This is a genomic window from Mycobacterium paraterrae (genome assembly GCF_022430545.2).
Taxonomy (GTDB): domain Bacteria; phylum Actinomycetota; class Actinomycetes; order Mycobacteriales; family Mycobacteriaceae; genus Mycobacterium; species Mycobacterium paraterrae.
Genome location: NZ_CP092488.2, coordinates 3,330,100 through 3,347,408 on the forward strand (window position 1 = coordinate 3,330,100; position 17,309 = coordinate 3,347,408).

At 67.0% G+C, this 17,309-nt stretch carries 14 protein-coding genes; 13 read left to right on the forward strand and 1 reads right to left on the reverse strand.

The genetic code is table 11. The annotated features are described in order from the left end of the window. Window positions 1-3 precede the first annotated feature (3 nt). Window positions 4-1,239, forward strand: coding sequence for a mannose-6-phosphate isomerase, class I (manA, locus tag MKK62_RS16070; RefSeq protein ID WP_240258947.1), 1,236 nt, complete (start codon window positions 4-6; stop codon window positions 1,237-1,239). A 35-nt stretch (window positions 1,240-1,274) separates the two neighbouring features. Here the strand turns inward: manA and MKK62_RS16075 are convergent, their stop codons facing one another. After that, on the reverse strand, window positions 1,275-2,672 hold the full coding sequence (locus MKK62_RS16075) for an FAD-dependent oxidoreductase (RefSeq protein ID WP_240258945.1): 1,398 nt from the start codon (window positions 2,670-2,672) through the stop codon (window positions 1,275-1,277). A 33-nt stretch (window positions 2,673-2,705) separates the two neighbouring features. On the opposite strand from MKK62_RS16075, the gene MKK62_RS16080 reads away from it, so the two are divergent. The 12 genes from MKK62_RS16080 to lpqB all read left to right on the forward strand — a co-directional run bounded on the left by MKK62_RS16080 (window position 2,706) and on the right by lpqB (window position 17,293). Next, window positions 2,706-4,208 carry an APC family permease gene (locus tag MKK62_RS16080; protein ID WP_240258943.1) on the forward strand — a complete coding sequence of 501 codons (1,503 nt, stop codon included), beginning with the start codon at window positions 2,706-2,708 and terminating at the stop codon, window positions 4,206-4,208. Between the two features lie 103 nt (window positions 4,209-4,311). Beyond that, window positions 4,312-5,538, forward strand: coding sequence for an alkane 1-monooxygenase (locus tag MKK62_RS16085; RefSeq protein ID WP_240258941.1), 1,227 nt, complete (start codon window positions 4,312-4,314; stop codon window positions 5,536-5,538). A 245-nt stretch (window positions 5,539-5,783) separates the two neighbouring features. After that, the gene (locus tag MKK62_RS16090; protein WP_240258939.1) at window positions 5,784-7,010 is read left to right on the forward strand and encodes an alkane 1-monooxygenase; all 1,227 of its coding nucleotides are present in this window, start codon (window positions 5,784-5,786) and stop codon (window positions 7,008-7,010) included. Further along, the gene (locus MKK62_RS16095; RefSeq protein WP_240258937.1) at window positions 7,010-7,171 is read left to right on the forward strand and encodes a rubredoxin; all 162 of its coding nucleotides are present in this window, start codon (window positions 7,010-7,012) and stop codon (window positions 7,169-7,171) included. Before MKK62_RS16090 ends, MKK62_RS16095 begins: the two co-directional genes overlap by 1 nt. 15 nt (window positions 7,172-7,186) lie before the next feature. Continuing rightward, window positions 7,187-7,369: a rubredoxin gene (locus tag MKK62_RS16100; protein ID WP_240258935.1), complete on the forward strand. Its 183-nt coding sequence runs from the start codon at window positions 7,187-7,189 to the stop codon at window positions 7,367-7,369. A gap of 53 nt (window positions 7,370-7,422) precedes the next feature. Next, window positions 7,423-8,046 (forward strand): TetR family transcriptional regulator AlkX, encoded by a 624-nt coding sequence (gene alkX / locus MKK62_RS16105; protein ID WP_240258932.1) that lies wholly within the window; start codon window positions 7,423-7,425, stop codon window positions 8,044-8,046. A 114-nt stretch (window positions 8,047-8,160) separates the two neighbouring features. Further along, window positions 8,161-10,578, forward strand: coding sequence for a hypothetical protein (locus tag MKK62_RS26455; RefSeq protein WP_286670861.1), 2,418 nt, complete (start codon window positions 8,161-8,163; stop codon window positions 10,576-10,578). Window positions 10,579-10,820: 242 nt separating this feature from the next. Next, window positions 10,821-12,293 (forward strand): adenosylhomocysteinase, encoded by a 1,473-nt coding sequence (gene ahcY / locus MKK62_RS16115; protein WP_240258923.1) that lies wholly within the window; start codon window positions 10,821-10,823, stop codon window positions 12,291-12,293. A gap of 99 nt (window positions 12,294-12,392) precedes the next feature. Further along, entirely contained in the window at window positions 12,393-13,022 is a 630-nt protein-coding gene (locus MKK62_RS16120) for a dTMP kinase (protein ID WP_240258921.1), read from the forward strand. An 86-nt stretch (window positions 13,023-13,108) separates the two neighbouring features. Next, window positions 13,109-13,795, forward strand: coding sequence for a two-component system response regulator MtrA (gene mtrA, locus MKK62_RS16125; protein ID WP_067341807.1), 687 nt, complete (start codon window positions 13,109-13,111; stop codon window positions 13,793-13,795). An 88-nt stretch (window positions 13,796-13,883) separates the two neighbouring features. Further along, complete coding sequence (gene mtrB, locus MKK62_RS16130) at window positions 13,884-15,533, forward strand: MtrAB system histidine kinase MtrB (protein ID WP_240258919.1); 1,650 nt, start codon at window positions 13,884-13,886, stop codon at window positions 15,531-15,533. Beyond that, on the forward strand, window positions 15,533-17,293 hold the full coding sequence (lpqB, locus tag MKK62_RS16135) for an MtrAB system accessory lipoprotein LpqB (protein WP_240258912.1): 1,761 nt from the start codon (window positions 15,533-15,535) through the stop codon (window positions 17,291-17,293). The genes mtrB and lpqB overlap by 1 nt, the downstream gene beginning before the upstream one ends. The last annotated feature ends 16 nt before the right edge of the window (window positions 17,294-17,309 follow it).

Genomic DNA, 17,309 nt, shown 5'->3' on the forward strand with positions numbered 1-17,309 from the left:
CAAGTGCAGTTGCTACGCGGAGCGATACGGACATACGCGTGGGGGTCGCGGACCGCCATCGCGGAGTTCACTGGTCGCCCGGTACCGGCCGCGCATCCCGAAGCCGAACTCTGGCTGGGCGCTAACCCCGGCGACCCGTCGTGGCTGCAGGAGCCGGGCGGCGACGTGTCGTTGTTGCAGACCGTGATCGACGACCCCGAGGGCCAGCTCGGTGCCGCGGTGCGTAGCCGATTCGGTGACGCGCTGCCCTTCCTGGTGAAGGTCTTGGCCGCCGACGAACCGCTCTCGCTCCAGGCGCACCCCAGCGCCGAGCAGGCGGCCGAAGGCTTCCAACGCGAGGAGCGACTCGGAATTCCGGTCAATGCGCCGGTGCGCAACTACCGAGATGCCAGCCACAAACCCGAATTGCTGGTGGCGCTGCATCAATTCGAGGCTCTCGCCGGATTTCGGCCTGCCGCCAAGACCGTCGAGCTGTTGCAGGCCCTTGCCGTGGCGGACCTGGACCCGGCCATCGATCTGCTGAAGGACCAGTCGGACGCCGACGGGCTGCGGGCGCTGTTCACCACCTGGATCACCGCGCCGCAACCGCACGTCGACGTCTTGGTGACCGCGGTGCTCGACGGCGCGATCAACTACGTGAGCTCCGGGGCAACGGAATTCGCGGCCGAAGCCAAAACCGTGCTGGAACTCGGTGAACGCTATCCCGGCGACGCCGGTGTGCTCGCCTCGCTGCTGCTCAACCGGATCACGCTGAACCCCGGCGAGGGCATCTATCTCTCGGCTGGAAATCTGCACGCCTATCTGCGGGGTGTGGGCCTGGAGGTAATGGCCAACTCCGACAACGTATTACGCGGCGGCCTGACACCCAAGCACGTCGACGTTCCGGAACTGCTGCGCGTGCTGAACTTCAATCCCACCACCGAGTCGGAGCTGCGGGCCGACACGCACCCCGACGGGCTGGCGTCGTTCTACGACACGCCAACAGAAGAATTCGCGGCGTCGATGCTCACCCTCGGTGACGAGCAGGTCGGTCACGAAGTGGACGCGCCGTTGCGGCCCGGCGCTCCTCAAGGCCCGCAGATACTGCTCTGCATCGAGGGCACCACCGCCGTACACGGGAAATCGGGAACGCTGACGCTGAGCCGCGGCGCCGCCGCGTGGGTCGCCGCCGACGACGGCCCGATCCGGCTGGTCGCGCAGGAGCCAACGAAGATCTTCCGGGCTACCGTGGGGTTGTAACGCGCCGGCGGCCCGAGCCCGCCTCCGCAGCGTTGCTAATGCGGAGGAGCGGCGCTAGTCACGAGCTCGCGACGGGGTTTACCCGCCCGACGCTCGCCCAGCCACAGCCGCATGTTGTGCCGGATCGTCCGGCCGACCAGCTTGGCCGACGGGATCATGTAAAGGCTGTCCAGCAACGAGAAGCGTCGCAGGAACCATTCGGCCAGAACGGGATCCGTCTCCGCCGCGCCGAGAAACTGGTCGAACAAATTGCCCACCGGCCCGAACCACCACGGTTTGTCGCCGGTCGCGTGGTGGAAGGCGTGATCGCCGATCGCGGTCATCATCCACACCGGGAAGGTGGTCTTGGCGGTGGCCCGATTGACCTTGCGTACCACATCGCCACCGTCGGCCAGCGCGCGGCGCAGGTGCCCGGCCTGCAGCGAGGTCATCGTCATGCCCTGCCCGTAGGTGGGGTCGAAGCTGACCACCGCGTCGCCGAGCGGCAAGATCCCGGCCGGGAACCGGTCCAATTCGTGGTAGCGCCGCCACCGGCTGGCGGGGTATTTGTGGAACGCCACTTCGCCGACGAGCTCGGCGCGCTGCAACGCATCGGCGATGCGTGCCGGCAGCAGCTTGCCGGCCAGCGCCTGCATCTCGGAAAACGTTTGCGGCGGTTGCACTTTCGCGACGCCGAACGCTGTCAGTGTCCAGGTGCCGTCCTCGTAGCCGAGCAGGCCCAGCCCCAGCGGTTCCTCCCGCGAGGCGCCCGCCACCACGACGCGCTCGCGGATAGCTCCCTCGGGTAACCGCAACTGTTGCGACGCATAGCCGATGCCCACTTCGACGGTCTTCTCCGGCGGACGCTGAAAACCCCACTGCTCCAACCAGACCGGCAGCCGGGTGCCGCGGCCCGCCGCGTCGACGACGAGGTCGGCAGCTACGAAGTCGGGCTCGTCGGCCTCGCTGTCGAGCAGCACCCCGGTGACCCGCTGGACGTCGACGTCGAAACACGGCTGAGCCACCGAGCGATGCAGGATCTCGACGTTGGGGATGTCGTAGACGCGCCGCCGGATCTGCCATTCCAGCTGCGGGCGACTAGGCACGTACGCGGTGAACTCGTCCCGCAGCGTGCGGCCGGTCCCCAGCACGTGGCCGGCCGCGCCGAAGTGAATGCAGTCAGGCCGGTTCTCCAAAATGGGCACGCCGGCGGCGACCATCTCGTCGAGCAGCCCCGGGAACAGGCCGTCGAATTCCTGCGCGCCGCGAGCCATCAGTAGGTGGACGTGCCGGCCCTGCGGCACGGCTGTGCGATTGCCGGGTCCTTCGGGCAACTCGTCGCGCTCGAACACGCTCACTCGGTCGTAGAACTCCGAGAGCACTCGCGCCGCGCACAATCCGCCGATGCTGGCGCCGATCACCACCGCGTGTCTCCGAGCGCTGTCCCCACCCATGTCGCCACGGTACTCGGTAATGTCCTGCAGACCATGGCTGATCGCTGGCGCACCAAGTCGATCGAGCAGTCGATTGCCGATACGGACGATCCCGACACCCAACTCCGCAAGGACCTGAGCTGGTGGCACCTGTGCGTGTTCGGAGTGTCGGTGGTGATCGGCGCGGGCATCTTCACCGTTACCGCTTCCACCGCCGGAGACATCACCGGACCATCGATCTGGATATCGTTTCTGATCGCGGCGATCACCTGCGGCCTGGCGGCGCTGTGCTACGCGGAATTCGCGTCGATGCTGCCCGTGGCCGGCAGCGCCTACACCTTCTCCTATGCCACGTTCGGTGAGTTCATCGCCTGGACCATCGGCTGGAACCTGCTGCTCGAACTGGTGATCGGCGCCGCCGTCGTCGCCAAGGGTTGGTCGAGCTACCTGCACACCGTGTTCAAGCTCGCCGGTGACAGCATCGCGGTTGGGCCGGTGCAGCTCGACTGGGGTTCGCTGGTGATCGTGACGATCGTGGCTACACTGCTCGGGCTCGGCACGAAATTGTCGTCGCAGTTCTCCACCGTGGTGACCGCTGTCAAGGTGACGGTGGTACTGCTGGTGATCGTCGTCGGTGCGTTCTACATCAAGAAGGCGAATTACTCGCCGTTCATCCCGCCGCCGGAGGCCGACCGCTCCGGTAGCGGCGTCAATCAGTCGGTGCTGTCGCTGCTCACCGGCGCGCACGGCAGCCACTACGGCTGGTATGGCGTGCTCGCCGGGGCGTCGATCGTGTTTTTCGCGTTCATCGGGTTCGACATCGTGGCGACCATGGCCGAGGAGACGAAGAATCCGCAGCGTGACGTCCCGCGCGGAATCCTTGCCACGCTCGGGATCGTGACCGTGCTGTACGTGGCTGTCTCGGTCGTGCTGTCCGGGATGGTGTCCTACACCCAACTGAAGACGACGGCCAGCGGCCACCAGGCCAACCTGGCCACCGCGTTCGCGGCCAACGGTGTGCACTGGGCTTCGGGGGTCATTTCGATCGGCGCGCTCGCCGGGCTGACCACGGTCGTGATGGTGTTGCTACTCGGCGGCTGCCGGGTGCTGTTCGCGATGTCCCGCGACGGGTTGCTGCCACGGCGACTGGCCAAGACCGGCTCCCACGGCACCCCGGTGCGCATCACGGTGCTGGTTGCGGTCTTGGTCGCCGCCACGGCGTCGGCATTTCCGGCCGACAAGCTCGAGGAAATGGTCAACGTCGGCACCTTGTTCGCGTTCCTGCTGGTATCCGCCGGCGTCATTGTCCTGCGTCGCACCCGGCCCGACTTGCCGCGCGGATTCCGGGCGCCGTGGGTGCCGCTGCTGCCCATCGCGTCGGTCTGCGCGTGTGTCTGGTTGATGGTGAACCTGACCGTCGTGACCTGGATTCGCTTCGGGCTGTGGATGGCGGTCGGGATTCTGATCTACGCCGCCTACGGATTTCGAAATTCGGCAGTGGCCAGGCGCGATGCCGATGTCAATGGCGATGTGCAACTGAGGAATCGCTCCGATTGAAAGGAGTGGTCGACCGAATTACCATCAGCGAATCAAGATCACTCGAGGCACCACATCGTCTCGTCGCGTCTCGAGATCAGGAGATTCGCCGGAGGTGTGCGGTATGCCCGCAGAATCTGCAGACAGCACGCCCGACTGGCGGGACAAGAAGCGCCGGCTGTGGATGATGGGCTTGGTCTTTCCCACGCTGACGATCACCGTCACACCGTTCATCTGGGGGATGAACCAGTTGGGTTGGTACCCCGCTTCCCAAGTGTTGTTCTGGATCGGCCCGATCCTGCTCTACGTCGTTATGCCCACCCTCGACGTGCATTTCGGGGCGGACGGGCAGAACCCGCCCGACGACGTCGCTCGGCGACTCGAGGAGGACAAGTACTACCGGGCCTGCGTTTTCGCGTTCGTGCCGCTGCAGTACCTGAGCCTGTTCCTGGCGGCCGGGGTGTTCACCGCGCCGAACTTGAGTTGGCTGGGTCAAGAAGGCCCGCTGGGCTGGCCGGCCAAGATCGGCCTGGCGCTCTCGATCGGCGCGCTGGGCGGCGTCGGCATCAACACCGCGCATGAAATGGGACATAAGAAGGCATCGCTGGAGCGCTGGCTGTCCAAGATCTCCCTGGCGCAGACCGGGTATGGGCACTTCTTCATCGAGCACAACCGGGGTCACCATGTCCGCGTCGCGACGCCGGAGGACCCGTCGTCGGCCCGCTTCGGTGAGACGTACTGGGAGTTTCTGCCGCGCAGCGTGGTTGGCAGCCTGCGCTCGGCGTTGCGGTTGGAGGCCAAGCGGATACGCCAGAAGGTCGGCAATCCGTGGAACCCAAGAACATACCTACTCAACGACGCCCTCAACGCGTGGCTGATGACCGTCGTGTTGTGGGCCGTGCTGATCGCGCTGTGCGGATGGGCACTGCTGCCGTTCCTGCTCATCCAGGCGGCGTTCGGCATCAGTCTGCTGGAGGCGGTCAACTACCTCGAGCACTACGGCCTGCTCCGGCAGAAGAAGGCCAACGGGCGCTATGAACGCTGCACTCCGGAGCACAGCTGGAACTCCGACCACATCGTCACCAATCTCTTGCTGTATCACCTGCAGCGCCATAGCGATCACCATGCGAACCCAACCAGGCGTTACCAATCGCTGCGCAGCATGGACGGGTCGCCGACTCTTCCCTGCGGCTACGGGGCGCTGATCGGACTGACCTACATCCCGCCACTGTGGCGTCGGCTGATGGACCACCGGGTGCTCGAGCACTACGGCGGCGACGTGTCGAGGGTCAACATGCAACCGCGACTGCGCGCGAAGACCCTCGCCCGCTACGGCGCGGCCGCCGCCTAGCTGCACCTGGCCGCTGACCGGCCGATCGGCCGGTGGCTGCTGCCCGGCGTCCGTGCCCGGTGCCCGTGCTCGCCGAGCGCGCACTGAGGCCGGGTTTTCCGCCGCTTTCCCGTCCTAGATCCACGTTCGACGCCCGCGCTTGACCGGCTACGGTTTACAAAGATGGCATCAATGTCTAGACAACGGACGTAGCAAGCAGTAATGTCCAATCCTAAGGTGCGATGGCTCACAAGGAGGTTGGCGATATGACTTCACCGGCAGGGGCGCTCAGCCCGCAGGTCTGGCAGGACCGGAAGCGCTACATGTGGCTGATGGGACTGATCGTCCCAACGCTGCTGATCGCGATCCTGCCGATCATCTGGGCGATGAACCAGGCGGGCTGGCAGGCTGCTTCGCAGGTCTGGTTTTGGATCGGCCCGATCCTGCTCTACGTGGTCCTGCCGGCCCTCGACCTGCGGTTCGGCGCCGACGGCCAAAATCCGCCCGACGAGGCCATGCAGTGGCTCGAAGACGACAAGTACTACCGCTACTGCACCTATGCCTTCATTCCGTTCCAGTACATCAGCCTGGTGCTCGGCGCCTACCTGTTCACGGCGTCGAACCTGAGTTGGCTGGGCTACGAGGGGTCGCTCAGCTGGCCGGCCAAGATCGGCCTCGCGCTATCAGTCGGGACGCTGGGCGGCGTCGGTATCAACACCGCCCACGAAATGGGACACAAGAAGGAATCGCTGGAGCGCTGGTTGTCCAAGATCACCCTGGCGCAGACCGGTTACGGCCACTTCTACATCGAGCACAACCGCGGCCACCACGTCCGGGTGGCGACACCGGAGGACCCAGCTTCAGCGCGCTTCGGGGAGACGTTCTGGGAGTTCCTGCCGCGCAGCGTGATTGGCAGCGCGAAGTCGTCGCTGCACCTGGAGGCTCAGCGGATCCGGCGTCAGGGCGGCAACCCGTGGAACCCCACGACCTACCTGTCCAACGACGTCGTCAACTCCTGGCTGATGACCGTGGTGCTGTGGGGCGCCCTGCTCGCGGTGTTCGGGCCCGCGTTGATCCCCTTCCTGATCGTCCAGGCGGTCTTCGGGTTCAGCCTGTTGGAGTCGGTCAACTACCTCGAGCACTACGGCCTGCTACGGGTCAAGAAGGACAACGGCCGCTACGAGCGCTGCACGCCGGAGCACAGCTGGAACTCCGACCACATCGTGACGAATCTGTTCCTCTATCACCTGCAGCGGCACAGCGATCATCACGCGAATCCGACTCGGCGCTACCAGACGCTGCGCAGCATGGACGGCGCGCCGAACCTGCCCAGCGGTTACGCCGCGCTGATCGGAGTGACCTACTTTCCGCCGCTGTGGCGCAAGCTGATGGACCACCGGGTGCTCGAGCACTATGACGGCGACATCACCCGCGTCAACATCCAGCCGCGGCTGCGTAAGAAGGTGTTGGCACGCTACGGGGCCGCCGCGTAATGGCACGTTACCGTTGCCCCGGTTGCGACTATGTTTACGACGAAGCCGAAGGCGCTGTGCGAGAAGGATTCCCGGCAGGAACCAACTGGGACGACATTCCCGAGGACTGGGGTTGCCCAGACTGCGCCGTACGCGAGAAGCCCGATTTCGAATCGATCTAGGTAAGGACTAACGACATGAACGCCTACAAACTCTTCGTCTGCGTCCAGTGCGGCTTCGAGTACGACGAAGCCAAGGGCTGGCCGGAGGACGGCATCGCCCCCGGCACCCGCTGGGACGACATCCCCGAAGACTGGAGCTGCCCGGACTGCGGTGCCGCGAAATCCGACTTCGAGATGGTCGAAGTCGCCCGCTCGTGACATCCGGCGCTGCCGCACGCAGCAGCAGCGCAATACCCATTAGGGTCGCGCATATGCGAAGGGTCCCGTACGCCGAGGCGTCGCGGGCCCTGCTGCGTGATTCGGTGCTCGACGCGATGCGCGAACTGCTCGGCAGCCGCGACTGGTCGGCGATCACGCTGGCCGACGTCGCCCGCGCCGCGGGCATCAGCCGCCAGACCATTTACAACGAGTTCGGGTCGAGGCAAGGCCTGGCCCAGGGCTACGCGTTGCGGCTGGCCGACCGCCTGGCGGGTGCCGTCGAGGACGCCATCTACGCCAACGTGGGCGACGTCTATGCCGCACTGCTGCAGGGCTTTCGGGCTTTCTTCGCCGACTCGGCAGCCGATCCGCTGGTGATCTCGCTGCAGACTGGGGTCGCCAAACCGGATCTGCTGCAGATCATCACCACCGACAGCGGACCGATCATCACGCACTGCTCGGCCCGGCTGACGTCGTCGTTCATGAACAGCTGGATGCGGGCCAGCGAGGAGGACTCCGGGATGCTGGCGCGCGCCATCGTCCGGCTGGCGATGAGTTATGTGTCGATGCCGCCGGAGGCCGACCATGACGTGGCCGCTGACCTGGCACGACTGATGACGCCCGCAGCTGAGCGTTACGGGGTCCGCGTCGACCAGGGGGGCCAAGAGATCAGTTGAGACGCTTTCGGCTTCCCTTATCGCAGAATGAGCGGTAGCTTAGAGCAACCTTAGAGGCATGTCCCACCCGACGAGGCACGTTACTTGTGTACGTCTAATGAAGGGTTTGGGGCAATGGCTGGTCGGCGTCGTAACGGGAAGCACCCACGTGGCAAGGCCTGGCGTCGTCAGCTAGTCGGCCTGGGCGCTGGCGCGTTTTTGGCATGTGGCACGGCGTCGTTCGTGCACGCGCCGGCCGCTCATGCCGACGAGTTCGGTGCGATCCTCGATCCGATCATTAATTCCCTTGCGGGGCTTGTTGATCCGTGGATCGCGTTGGATCCATCTGCCGGTGCGGATCTGGGCTCGTTGGGTGTGAGCGCTGCCGATCTGCCCGATGCCGGCGCGGCGCTCAGCGCGGCCGATCCATGGACGTCGTTCCTGCAAGGACTTGAGCAGGACTGGATCGGCAGTTCGTTTGGTCAGCAGGTGGATACGGCGCTCAACGCGTGGTTTAGTCAGGCTGTCCCGGCCGCCGATTCCGCCGGCGGCGCATGCGGCCTGATTTGTAATGGTGCTGATGGAGTCGGGGGCGGCACGCTGCTGCAGGCCGAAGGGCAAGGTGGCGGGTTGATATTCGGCAACGGCGGCGATGGTGCCACCGACTTCGCCGGCCAAGGCGGTGCCGGTGGGGACGCCGGTTGGTGGGGCAATGGTGGTGCCGGTGGTGACGGCGTCGACGGCGGGTCCGGTGGTGACGGTGGTGCTGGCGGGCTGTTCTACGGCAACGGCGGCGACGGCGGCCACGGCGGCGATGGCAGCGACGGGGCGGACGGCACTGTTAACACTGCGGCCACCGGCGGCGTGAACGGTGGAGCCGGCGGAGCGGGCGGTTCAGCCGGACTCTTCGACATCTTCGGTAGCGGCGGTGCCGGCGGGGCCGGTGGTGGCGGTGGCGACGGCGGCAATGGCGCCGACGGTGCCGACGGCGTAACCGGTGTGGCCGGGGTGAACGACGGCGTCGGCGGCAAAGGTGTTGACGGCGGTAACGGCGGGGCCGGCGGCAACGGCGGCGCTGGCGGAGCGGGCGGCACGGCAGGGTCTTTCGGCACCAACGGCACCGAGGGGGCCGGTGGCAACGGCGGTAACGGCGGCGACGCCGGCACCGGCGGCGATGGCGGCGCCGGCGCCAACGGCAACGGCGACCATGTCAACGGCGGAACCGGCGGTACGGCCGGCCAGCCGGGCGCCGTTGGCGCCGGCGGGTCCGGGGGCGCCGGCTCGACCACGGGCACCACCGGTACCAACGGCACGTACAGCCTGGCCACCGGCGGTCGGGGCGGGACCGGCTACAGCCCGACCGGCTTTTTGAATGGAATCGCCAATAAAGGCGGTGACGGCGGTGCCGGCGGGTCCGGCGGTGCGCTGGGCAACGGTGGAGCAGGCGGAACAGGCGGGCACGGTGAAGACGTCGGCAACGCTGCCTTAACCACGGGTGGTGCCGGCGGCAACGGCGGAGTCGGCGGTGACGGCGGCGGTTCTGGGTTCGGCGGCGTCGGCGGTGCCGGCGGCAATGGTGGCAGCGGGCCGACCGCTATAGACAACGGTACGGGCGGAGCCGGCGGTGACGGCGGTAATGGCGGTAACGGCGGCGCAGATGGGAACGGCGGCAACGGCGGTAACGGCGGTAATGGCGGCTTTGGCACGGGCGATCAGGTGCACGGCGGTACCGGAGGAAATGGCGGTGACGGCGGTAACGGCTACGGGTCCGCCAACATCGCGGGCACCGGCGGCACAGGCGGCAGCGGCGGAGACACTGAGTCGTCTTTGCCGCCCGGTTCCTCCGTCCCGCAAAACGCTCTCGGATACGGCGGCGACGGCGGCGACGGCGGTAACGGGGGCAATGGCTTCGATGGCGCTTACAGCAGTGCCGGTGGTGCGGGCGGCCACGGTGGCTATGGCTACGGGCTGTCCCCGTTTATCCCCACCGGCGGTCAGGGCGGCGACGGCGGTTACGGCGGTGGCGATGGCATCAACGTTGGAGGATCGCCCGGCCTGGGCGTAGAGGGCGGCTTTAGCAACGGGGGCGGCGGCGGCGGCGGGGGTGGCGGCGGTGCCAGCATCCTCGACGGCACGGGTGGCCCCGGCGGAACCGGGGGCAAAGGGGGCAGCAGCCTCGGCGATTTTGTGGGCGTCCATGGCGGCACCGGCGGTACCGGCGGCACCGGCGGTCTAGGCAACTACAACCACGGCGTCGGAGGCTCCGGCGGCCTCGCGGGCAACGGCGGGACCACGGCGGGCGTCGTCGCCGGTGGCCCCGGCGGAGACGGAGGCGCCGGCGGCATCGGCAACGCCGGAAGCGTCGGAGGCAACGGCGGCTTCGGCGGAAACGGCGGTGGCGTGGGGGCCGGCGGCAACGGCTCCGGCGGCGCCGGTGGCGCCGGTGGCACCGCCTCATCTGGCTTACAGGGCGGCGACGGAGGAAACGGCGGGAACGGCTATGCGAACGGAACGCCCGGCACACCGGGAACACCGGGTGTGGACCAGGGATAGTAGCTGTTCTTCGCCCCTTTGCCGATAGTGACGCCCGGCGTGCGCGGGCAGATAACGGCAATAATGGTGCAGTGAAGCCGCCGCGCCTCGGCCACGACGGTCGCCAAAACTTTTGGCAGCCCCGCCGATCCTCGCAGTGCGGGTCGCTCTTCCTGACCCGGCATCACTGCATCATCGCGTCGGGGACTACCGTGTACGCAAGCTAAGTAGTTGACACCGACGAAGATTGGGCCAGAAACACTATGACGACGACCGAACATCCGCTGACCGCCGACGTGGTGAACGGGATCGACTTCAAGGTCGCCGACCTGTCGTTGGCCGATTATGGCCGCCGCGACATCGAGCTCTCCGAGCAGGAGATGCCGGGTCTGATGTCGCTGCGCCGCGAATACCACGACGTCCAGCCGCTCAAGGGCGCCCGCATCTCGGGCTCGTTGCACATGACTGTGCAGACCGCGGTGCTGATCGAGACCCTGACCGCGTTGGGTGCGGAGGTCCGTTGGGCGTCCTGCAACATCTTCTCCACCCAGGACCACGCCGCCGCCGCGGTGGTCGTCGGCCCGCACGGCACCCCGGAGAACCCGCAGGGTGTGCCGGTGTTCGCGTGGAAGGGCGAGACCCTCGAGGAGTACTGGTGGGCCGCCGAGCAGATCCTGACCTGGCCGGACGAGCCGGCCAACATGATCCTCGACGACGGTGGTGACGCCACCATGCTGGTGCTGCGCGGCGCGCAGTACGAGAAGGCCGGCGTCGTTCCGCCGGACGACGAAGACGACTCGGCCGAGCACCGGGTGTTCCTGAACCTGCTGCGCAAGCGGTTCGAGACCGACAAGGACAAGTGGACCAAGATCGCCGCGTCGATCAAGGGCGTCTCTGAAGAGACCACCACCGGGGTGCTGCGCCTGTACCAGTTCGCCGCCGCCGGTGAGCTGTCGTTCCCGGCGATCAACGTCAACGACTCGGTGACCAAGTCCAAGTTCGACAACAAGTACGGCTGCCGGCACTCGCTTATCGACGGCATCAACCGCGGTACCGACGTGCTGATCGGCGGCAAGAAGGCCCTGATCTGCGGTTACGGCGACGTCGGCAAGGGTTCGGCGGAGTCGCTGGCCGGCCAGGGCGCACGCGTGACGGTCACCGAGATCGACCCGATCAACGCCTTGCAGGCGCTGATGGAGGGCTTCGACGTCAAGCGGGTGGAAGACGTGATCGGCGAGGCCGACATCATCATCACCACCACTGGTAACAAGGACATCATCACCCTTGAGCACATCAAGGCGATGAAGGACAAGGCGATCCTGGGCAACATCGGTCACTTCGACAACGAGATCCAGGTCGCCCGACTGGAGAAGTCCGGCGCGATCAAGACCAACATCCGTCCCCAGGTCGACCTGTGGACCTTCCCGGACACCGGTAAGTCGATCATCCTGCTGTCCGAGGGCCGGCTGCTGAACCTGGGCAACGCGACCGGCCACCCGTCGTTCGTGATGAGCAACAGCTTTTCCAACCAGGTCATCGCGCAGATCGAACTGTGGACCAAGAACGACGAGTACGACAACGAGGTCTACCGGCTGCCCAAGCACCTGGACGAGAAGGTCGCCCGCATCCACGTCGAGGCGCTCGGCGGCGAGCTGACCAAGCTCACCAAGGAGCAGGCCGAATACATCGGCGTGGACGTCGACGGCCCGTACAAGCCGGACCACTACCGCTACTGAGTTGCCGAAGCGCCGGTTGCCGAGGGCCCGGTCAGCCGGGCGCCGGCGGCCGAACGCCCGACTAGCCGGGCGTTCGCGCCCCTCGTCGGAAGGCGCGCCGTGCTGATTGCCATCGAGGGCGTCGACGGCGCCGGCAAGCGGACGCTCACCGACGGCCTGCGCGCGAGGTTCGAGGCCGCCGGGAAATCCGTGGCGACCCTGGCGTTCCCGCGGTACGGGCAGTCGGTGACCGCCGACGTCGCTGCCGAGGCATTGCACGGTCAGCACGGCGACCTGGCGTCGTCGGTGTATGCGATGGCCATGCTTTTCGCGCTGGATCGCGCGGGTGGTGCCGATCAGATCCGCGAACTGTGTCACGACCATGACGTGGTGATCCTCGACCGCTATGTCGCCTCCAACGCCGCCTACAGCGCCGCACGTCTGCACCAGCCGGCCAGCGGCGAGGCGGTTGGCTGGGTGCACGACATCGAATATGGCCGGCTGGGACTGCCGGCGCCGGACTGGCAGGTGTTGCTCGGAGTGTCGGCCGAACTGGCTGATCAGCGGGCCCGGCACCGCGCAAGCATGGACGCCGGCCGAGCGCGCGACGCCTACGAACGCGACGCCGGGCTGCAGCAGCGGACCGGCGCGGTGTACGCCGAGCTGGCCGCCTCGAACTGGGGCGGCCGCTGGCTGGTGGTCGACGAGACGGTCGATCCGGGCCGCCTCAAGGAGCAGTTAATGGCTTAGTTGCCACTCGGTTCTGAGACGGCTGTGGTAATAGGTGCACGAAACGCGCGTGTGGCAGCCCCGTTTTGTCGCGTTCTGGTGACACCATGGAGACCATGAGGCAAAGGATTCTCGTGGTTGACGACGACGCGTCGCTGGCCGAGATGCTGACCATTGTGCTGCGGGGGGAAGGTTTCGACACCGCCGTCATTGGTGACGGCACCCAGGCGCTGACCGCCGTGCGCGAACTGCGGCCCGACCTGGTGTTGCTGGACTTGATGCTGCCCGGCATGAACGGCATCGACGTATGCCGGGTGCTGCGCGCCGACTCCGGGGTTCCGATCGTGATGCTCACGGCCAAGACCGACACCGTCGACGTGGTGCTCGGGCTGGAGTCGGGCGCCGACGACTACATCATGAAGCCGTTCAAACCCAAGGAATTGGTCGCCCGCGTGCGAGCCCGGCTGCGGCGCAACGAGGACGAGCCCGCCGAAATGCTGTCGATCGCCGACGTGGACATCGACGTGCCCGCCCACAAGGTCACCCGCAACGGCGAGCAGATCTCGCTGACGCCGCTGGAGTTCGACCTGCTCGTGGCGTTGGCGCGCAAACCGCGCCAGGTGTTTACTCGTGATGTGCTGCTCGAACAGGTGTGGGGCTACCGCCACCCCGCGGACACCCGTTTGGTGAACGTGCACGTCCAGCGTCTGCGGGCCAAGGTGGAGAAAGACCCCGAGAACCCGACCGTTGTACTGACCGTTCGAGGAGTGGGTTACAAGGCCGGACCTCCGTGATCCGGACCCGCCGCCGACGATGCAAAGCTTTGGCGATGCGGAGGAGCGGCGGCGTTGATGTAGGTCGCCTCGACCAGGAGCGGCGTCGTTGATCTGGAGCTCGAGACCGCGTTTTCGTGGTCGTTCCGGCCGGTCCGGCCCGGTCATGCGGGGCATGGGCACACTGAGCCGCGCGATGGGTGTGGCCTGGCGCCGATCCTTGCAGCTGCGGGTGCTCGCTTTGACCCTGGGCATGTCGCTGACCGTGATCCTGGCGCTGGGCTTCGTATTGACCAGCCAGGTCACCAACCGCGTGCTCGACGTCAAACTGCGCGCCGCGACTGAGCAGATCGAACGCGCGCGCAGCACGGTCAGCGGAATCGTCAGTGGCGAGGAGGCCCGCTCGCTGGACAGCAGCCTGCAGTTGGCCCGTAACACGCTGACGTCCAAGACCGATCCCACCTCCGGCGCAGGGTTGGCCGGCGCGTTCGACGCGGTGCTGGTGGTTCCGGGCCAGGGTCCGCGCCCCGCCGCGTCGGCCGGGCCGGTCGACCAGTTGCCCGATTCGCTGCGGGAATTCGTCAAGGCCGGACAGGTGGCCTACCAGTACGCGTCGGTGCATACCGAGGGTTTCTCCGGCCCGGCGCTGGTGATCGGCACGCCGACCACGTCGCGGGTGAACAACCTGGAGCTCTACCTGGTGTTCCCGCTGGGCAACGAGCAGAGCACGATCGCACTCGTCAGGGGAACCATGGCCACCGGTGGTCTGGTGCTGATGGTGCTGCTGGCCGGTATCGCGTGGCTGGTCACCCGCCAGGTGGTGGTCCCGGTTCGGGCGGCGGCGCGCACCGCGGAGCGATTCGCCGACGGCCATCTGTCCGAACGCATTCCGATCCGCGGCGAGGACGACATGGCCCGGCTGGCGGTGTCCTTCAACGACATGGCCGAGAGCCTGTCGCGTCAGATCGCCCAACTCGAGGAGTTCGGAAACCTGCAGCGACGCTTCACCTCTGACGTCAGCCACGAGCTGCGCACCCCGTTGACCACCGTCCGGATGGCCGCCGACCTGATCTACGACCACCTCGAAGACCTCGAACCCGCGTTGCAGCGGTCCACCGAGCTGATGGTCAACGAGCTCGACCGGTTCGAGTCGCTGCTGAGCGACCTGCTGGAAATCTCGCGTCACGACGCCGGTGTCGCCGAATTGTCAGTCGAGGCAGTGGATTTGCGGACGACTGTGAACAGCGCGCTGGGCAACGTCGGGCACCTGGCCGAGGATGCCGGCGTGCAGATGATTGTCGACATGCCCGAAGAAGAGGTCATCGCTGAGGTCGACCCACGACGGGTCGAGCGCATTCTGCGCAACCTGATCGCGAACGCGATCGATCACGCCGAGCACAAGCCGGTGCGGATCCGGATGGGCTATGACGAAGACACCGTCGCGGTCACCGTCCGTGACTACGGCGTCGGGCTGCGACCGGGCGAGGAGAAGCTCGTGTTCAGCCGGTTCTGGCGATCGGACCCCTCGCGGGTGCGCCGCTCCGGCGGGACCGGCCTCGGTTTGGCGATCAGCGTCGAGGACGCTCGGTTGCACCAGGGACGGTTGGAGGCCTGGGGCGAGCCAGGCAACGGCGCGTGTTTCCGCCTCACCCTGCCGCTGGTGCGCGGCCACAAGGTGACCACCAGCCCGTTGCCGATGAAACCCGTTGCCCCAGAACGCACGCCGCGGCAGCGCGAGCATGCCGATCGAGGCGTGTGATGCGGCGGTTGATCGCTCTGCTGGTCACCCTGGCCGCGGTACTGGCGGGCTGTGCGGGTGTGCCGAACGGGTCGGCGCCGCAGGCCATCGGGACCGTCGACCGGCCGGCACCGGCTAACCTGCCCAAGCCGACGCCCGGCATGGATCCTGACGTATTGTTGCGCGAATTCCTCAAGGCCACCGCCGATCCGGCTAACCGGCATCTCGCGGCGCGGCAGTTCCTCACCCAGTCGGCGTCCAACAACTGGGACGACGCCGGTAGCTCACTGCTGATCGACCACGTGGTATTCGTCGAAACCCACAGCGCCGAAAGGGTTTCCGTGACGATGCGGGCCGAGGTGCTTGGCTCACTGTCGGACATGGGAGTATTCGAGACCGCCGAGGGTCAGCTGCCCGACCCCGGGCCGATCGAACTGGTCAAGACGCCGGGCGGTTGGCGCATCGACAAGCTGCCCGACGGGGTGTTCCTGGACTGGCAGCAGTTCCAGGCCACCTACAAGCGCAACACGTTGTATTTCTCCGACCCGACCGGCAAGACGATGGTGCCGGACCCGCGCTACGTCGCGGTGTCCGATCGCGACCAGTTGGCCACCGAGCTGGTGTCCAAGCTGATCGCCGGTCCGCGCCCGGAGATGGTGAAGAGCGTGCACAACATGCTGACCCCGCCGGTGCGGCTGCGCGGACCGGTGACCCGCGCCGACGGCGGAAAGAGCGGTGTCGGCCGCGGTTACGGCGGCGCCCGGGTGGATTTGGAGCTGTTGACGGTCGCCGACCCGCGCAGCAGGCAATTGGTTGCGGCGCAAATCATTTGGACGCTGGCGCGCGCCGACATCAAGGGCCCCTACGTGATCAAGGCCGACGGCGCGTCGCTCGACGAGCGGTTCGCCGACGGCTGGAACACCACCGACGTCGCCGCCACCGACCCGGGCGTCGCCGAAGGTGCCGCCGCCGGGGTGCACGCGCTGATCGGCGGCCGGGTGGTGGCCCTCGACGGCCAGCGCTCCGACCCGGTGCCGGGCGCCTTCGGCCGGGCTACCGACCAGGCCGCGGCCGCCCTGTCGCGCAACGGTCATCAGGCGGCCTCGGTGGTGGTACAGCGGCCGGGTGCGCCCGACATGTCGTCGTCGTTGTGGATCGGCGACCTCGGTGGGGAAGCGGCGGAAGCCGCTGACGGACATACCCTTTCGCGACCGACCTGGTCGCTGGACGACGCGGTGTGGGTGGTCGCCGACGGCAATACCGTGCTGCGCGCCATCCAGGAGACGGCCTCGGGTCAGCCGGCCCGCCTGCCGGTCGACTCGGCTGCGGTGTCGAGTAAATTCCCGGGCGTCATCGCCGAGTTGCAGCTCTCCCGCGACGGCACCCGCGCGGCGATGCTGATCAACGGGCAGGTGATCTGCTCCAGCGTCGAGCAGACCCAGGCCGGCCAGTTCGCGCTGACCTATCCGCGGCGACTCGGCTTCGGGCTCGGTTCTTCGGTGATCTCGCTGGCCTGGCGCACCGACGAAGACATCGCGGTGAGCCGCACTGACGCCGAACACCCAGTGTCCTACGTCAACATCGACGGCGTGAATTCCGATGCGCCGACCGGTAATTTGCAACAACCGGTCGGGGTCATCGCCGCCAACCCGTCGACGGTCTACGTCGCCGATCCGCGCGGCGTGATGCAATTGTCGATCTCCGGGGGAGAGGGTCTGCAGGGCTGGCTCGACGTCCCGCCTTTCATGACCGGCGGAGCGATGCCGGTAATGCCCGGCTGACTCGGCAGCGTCTGAG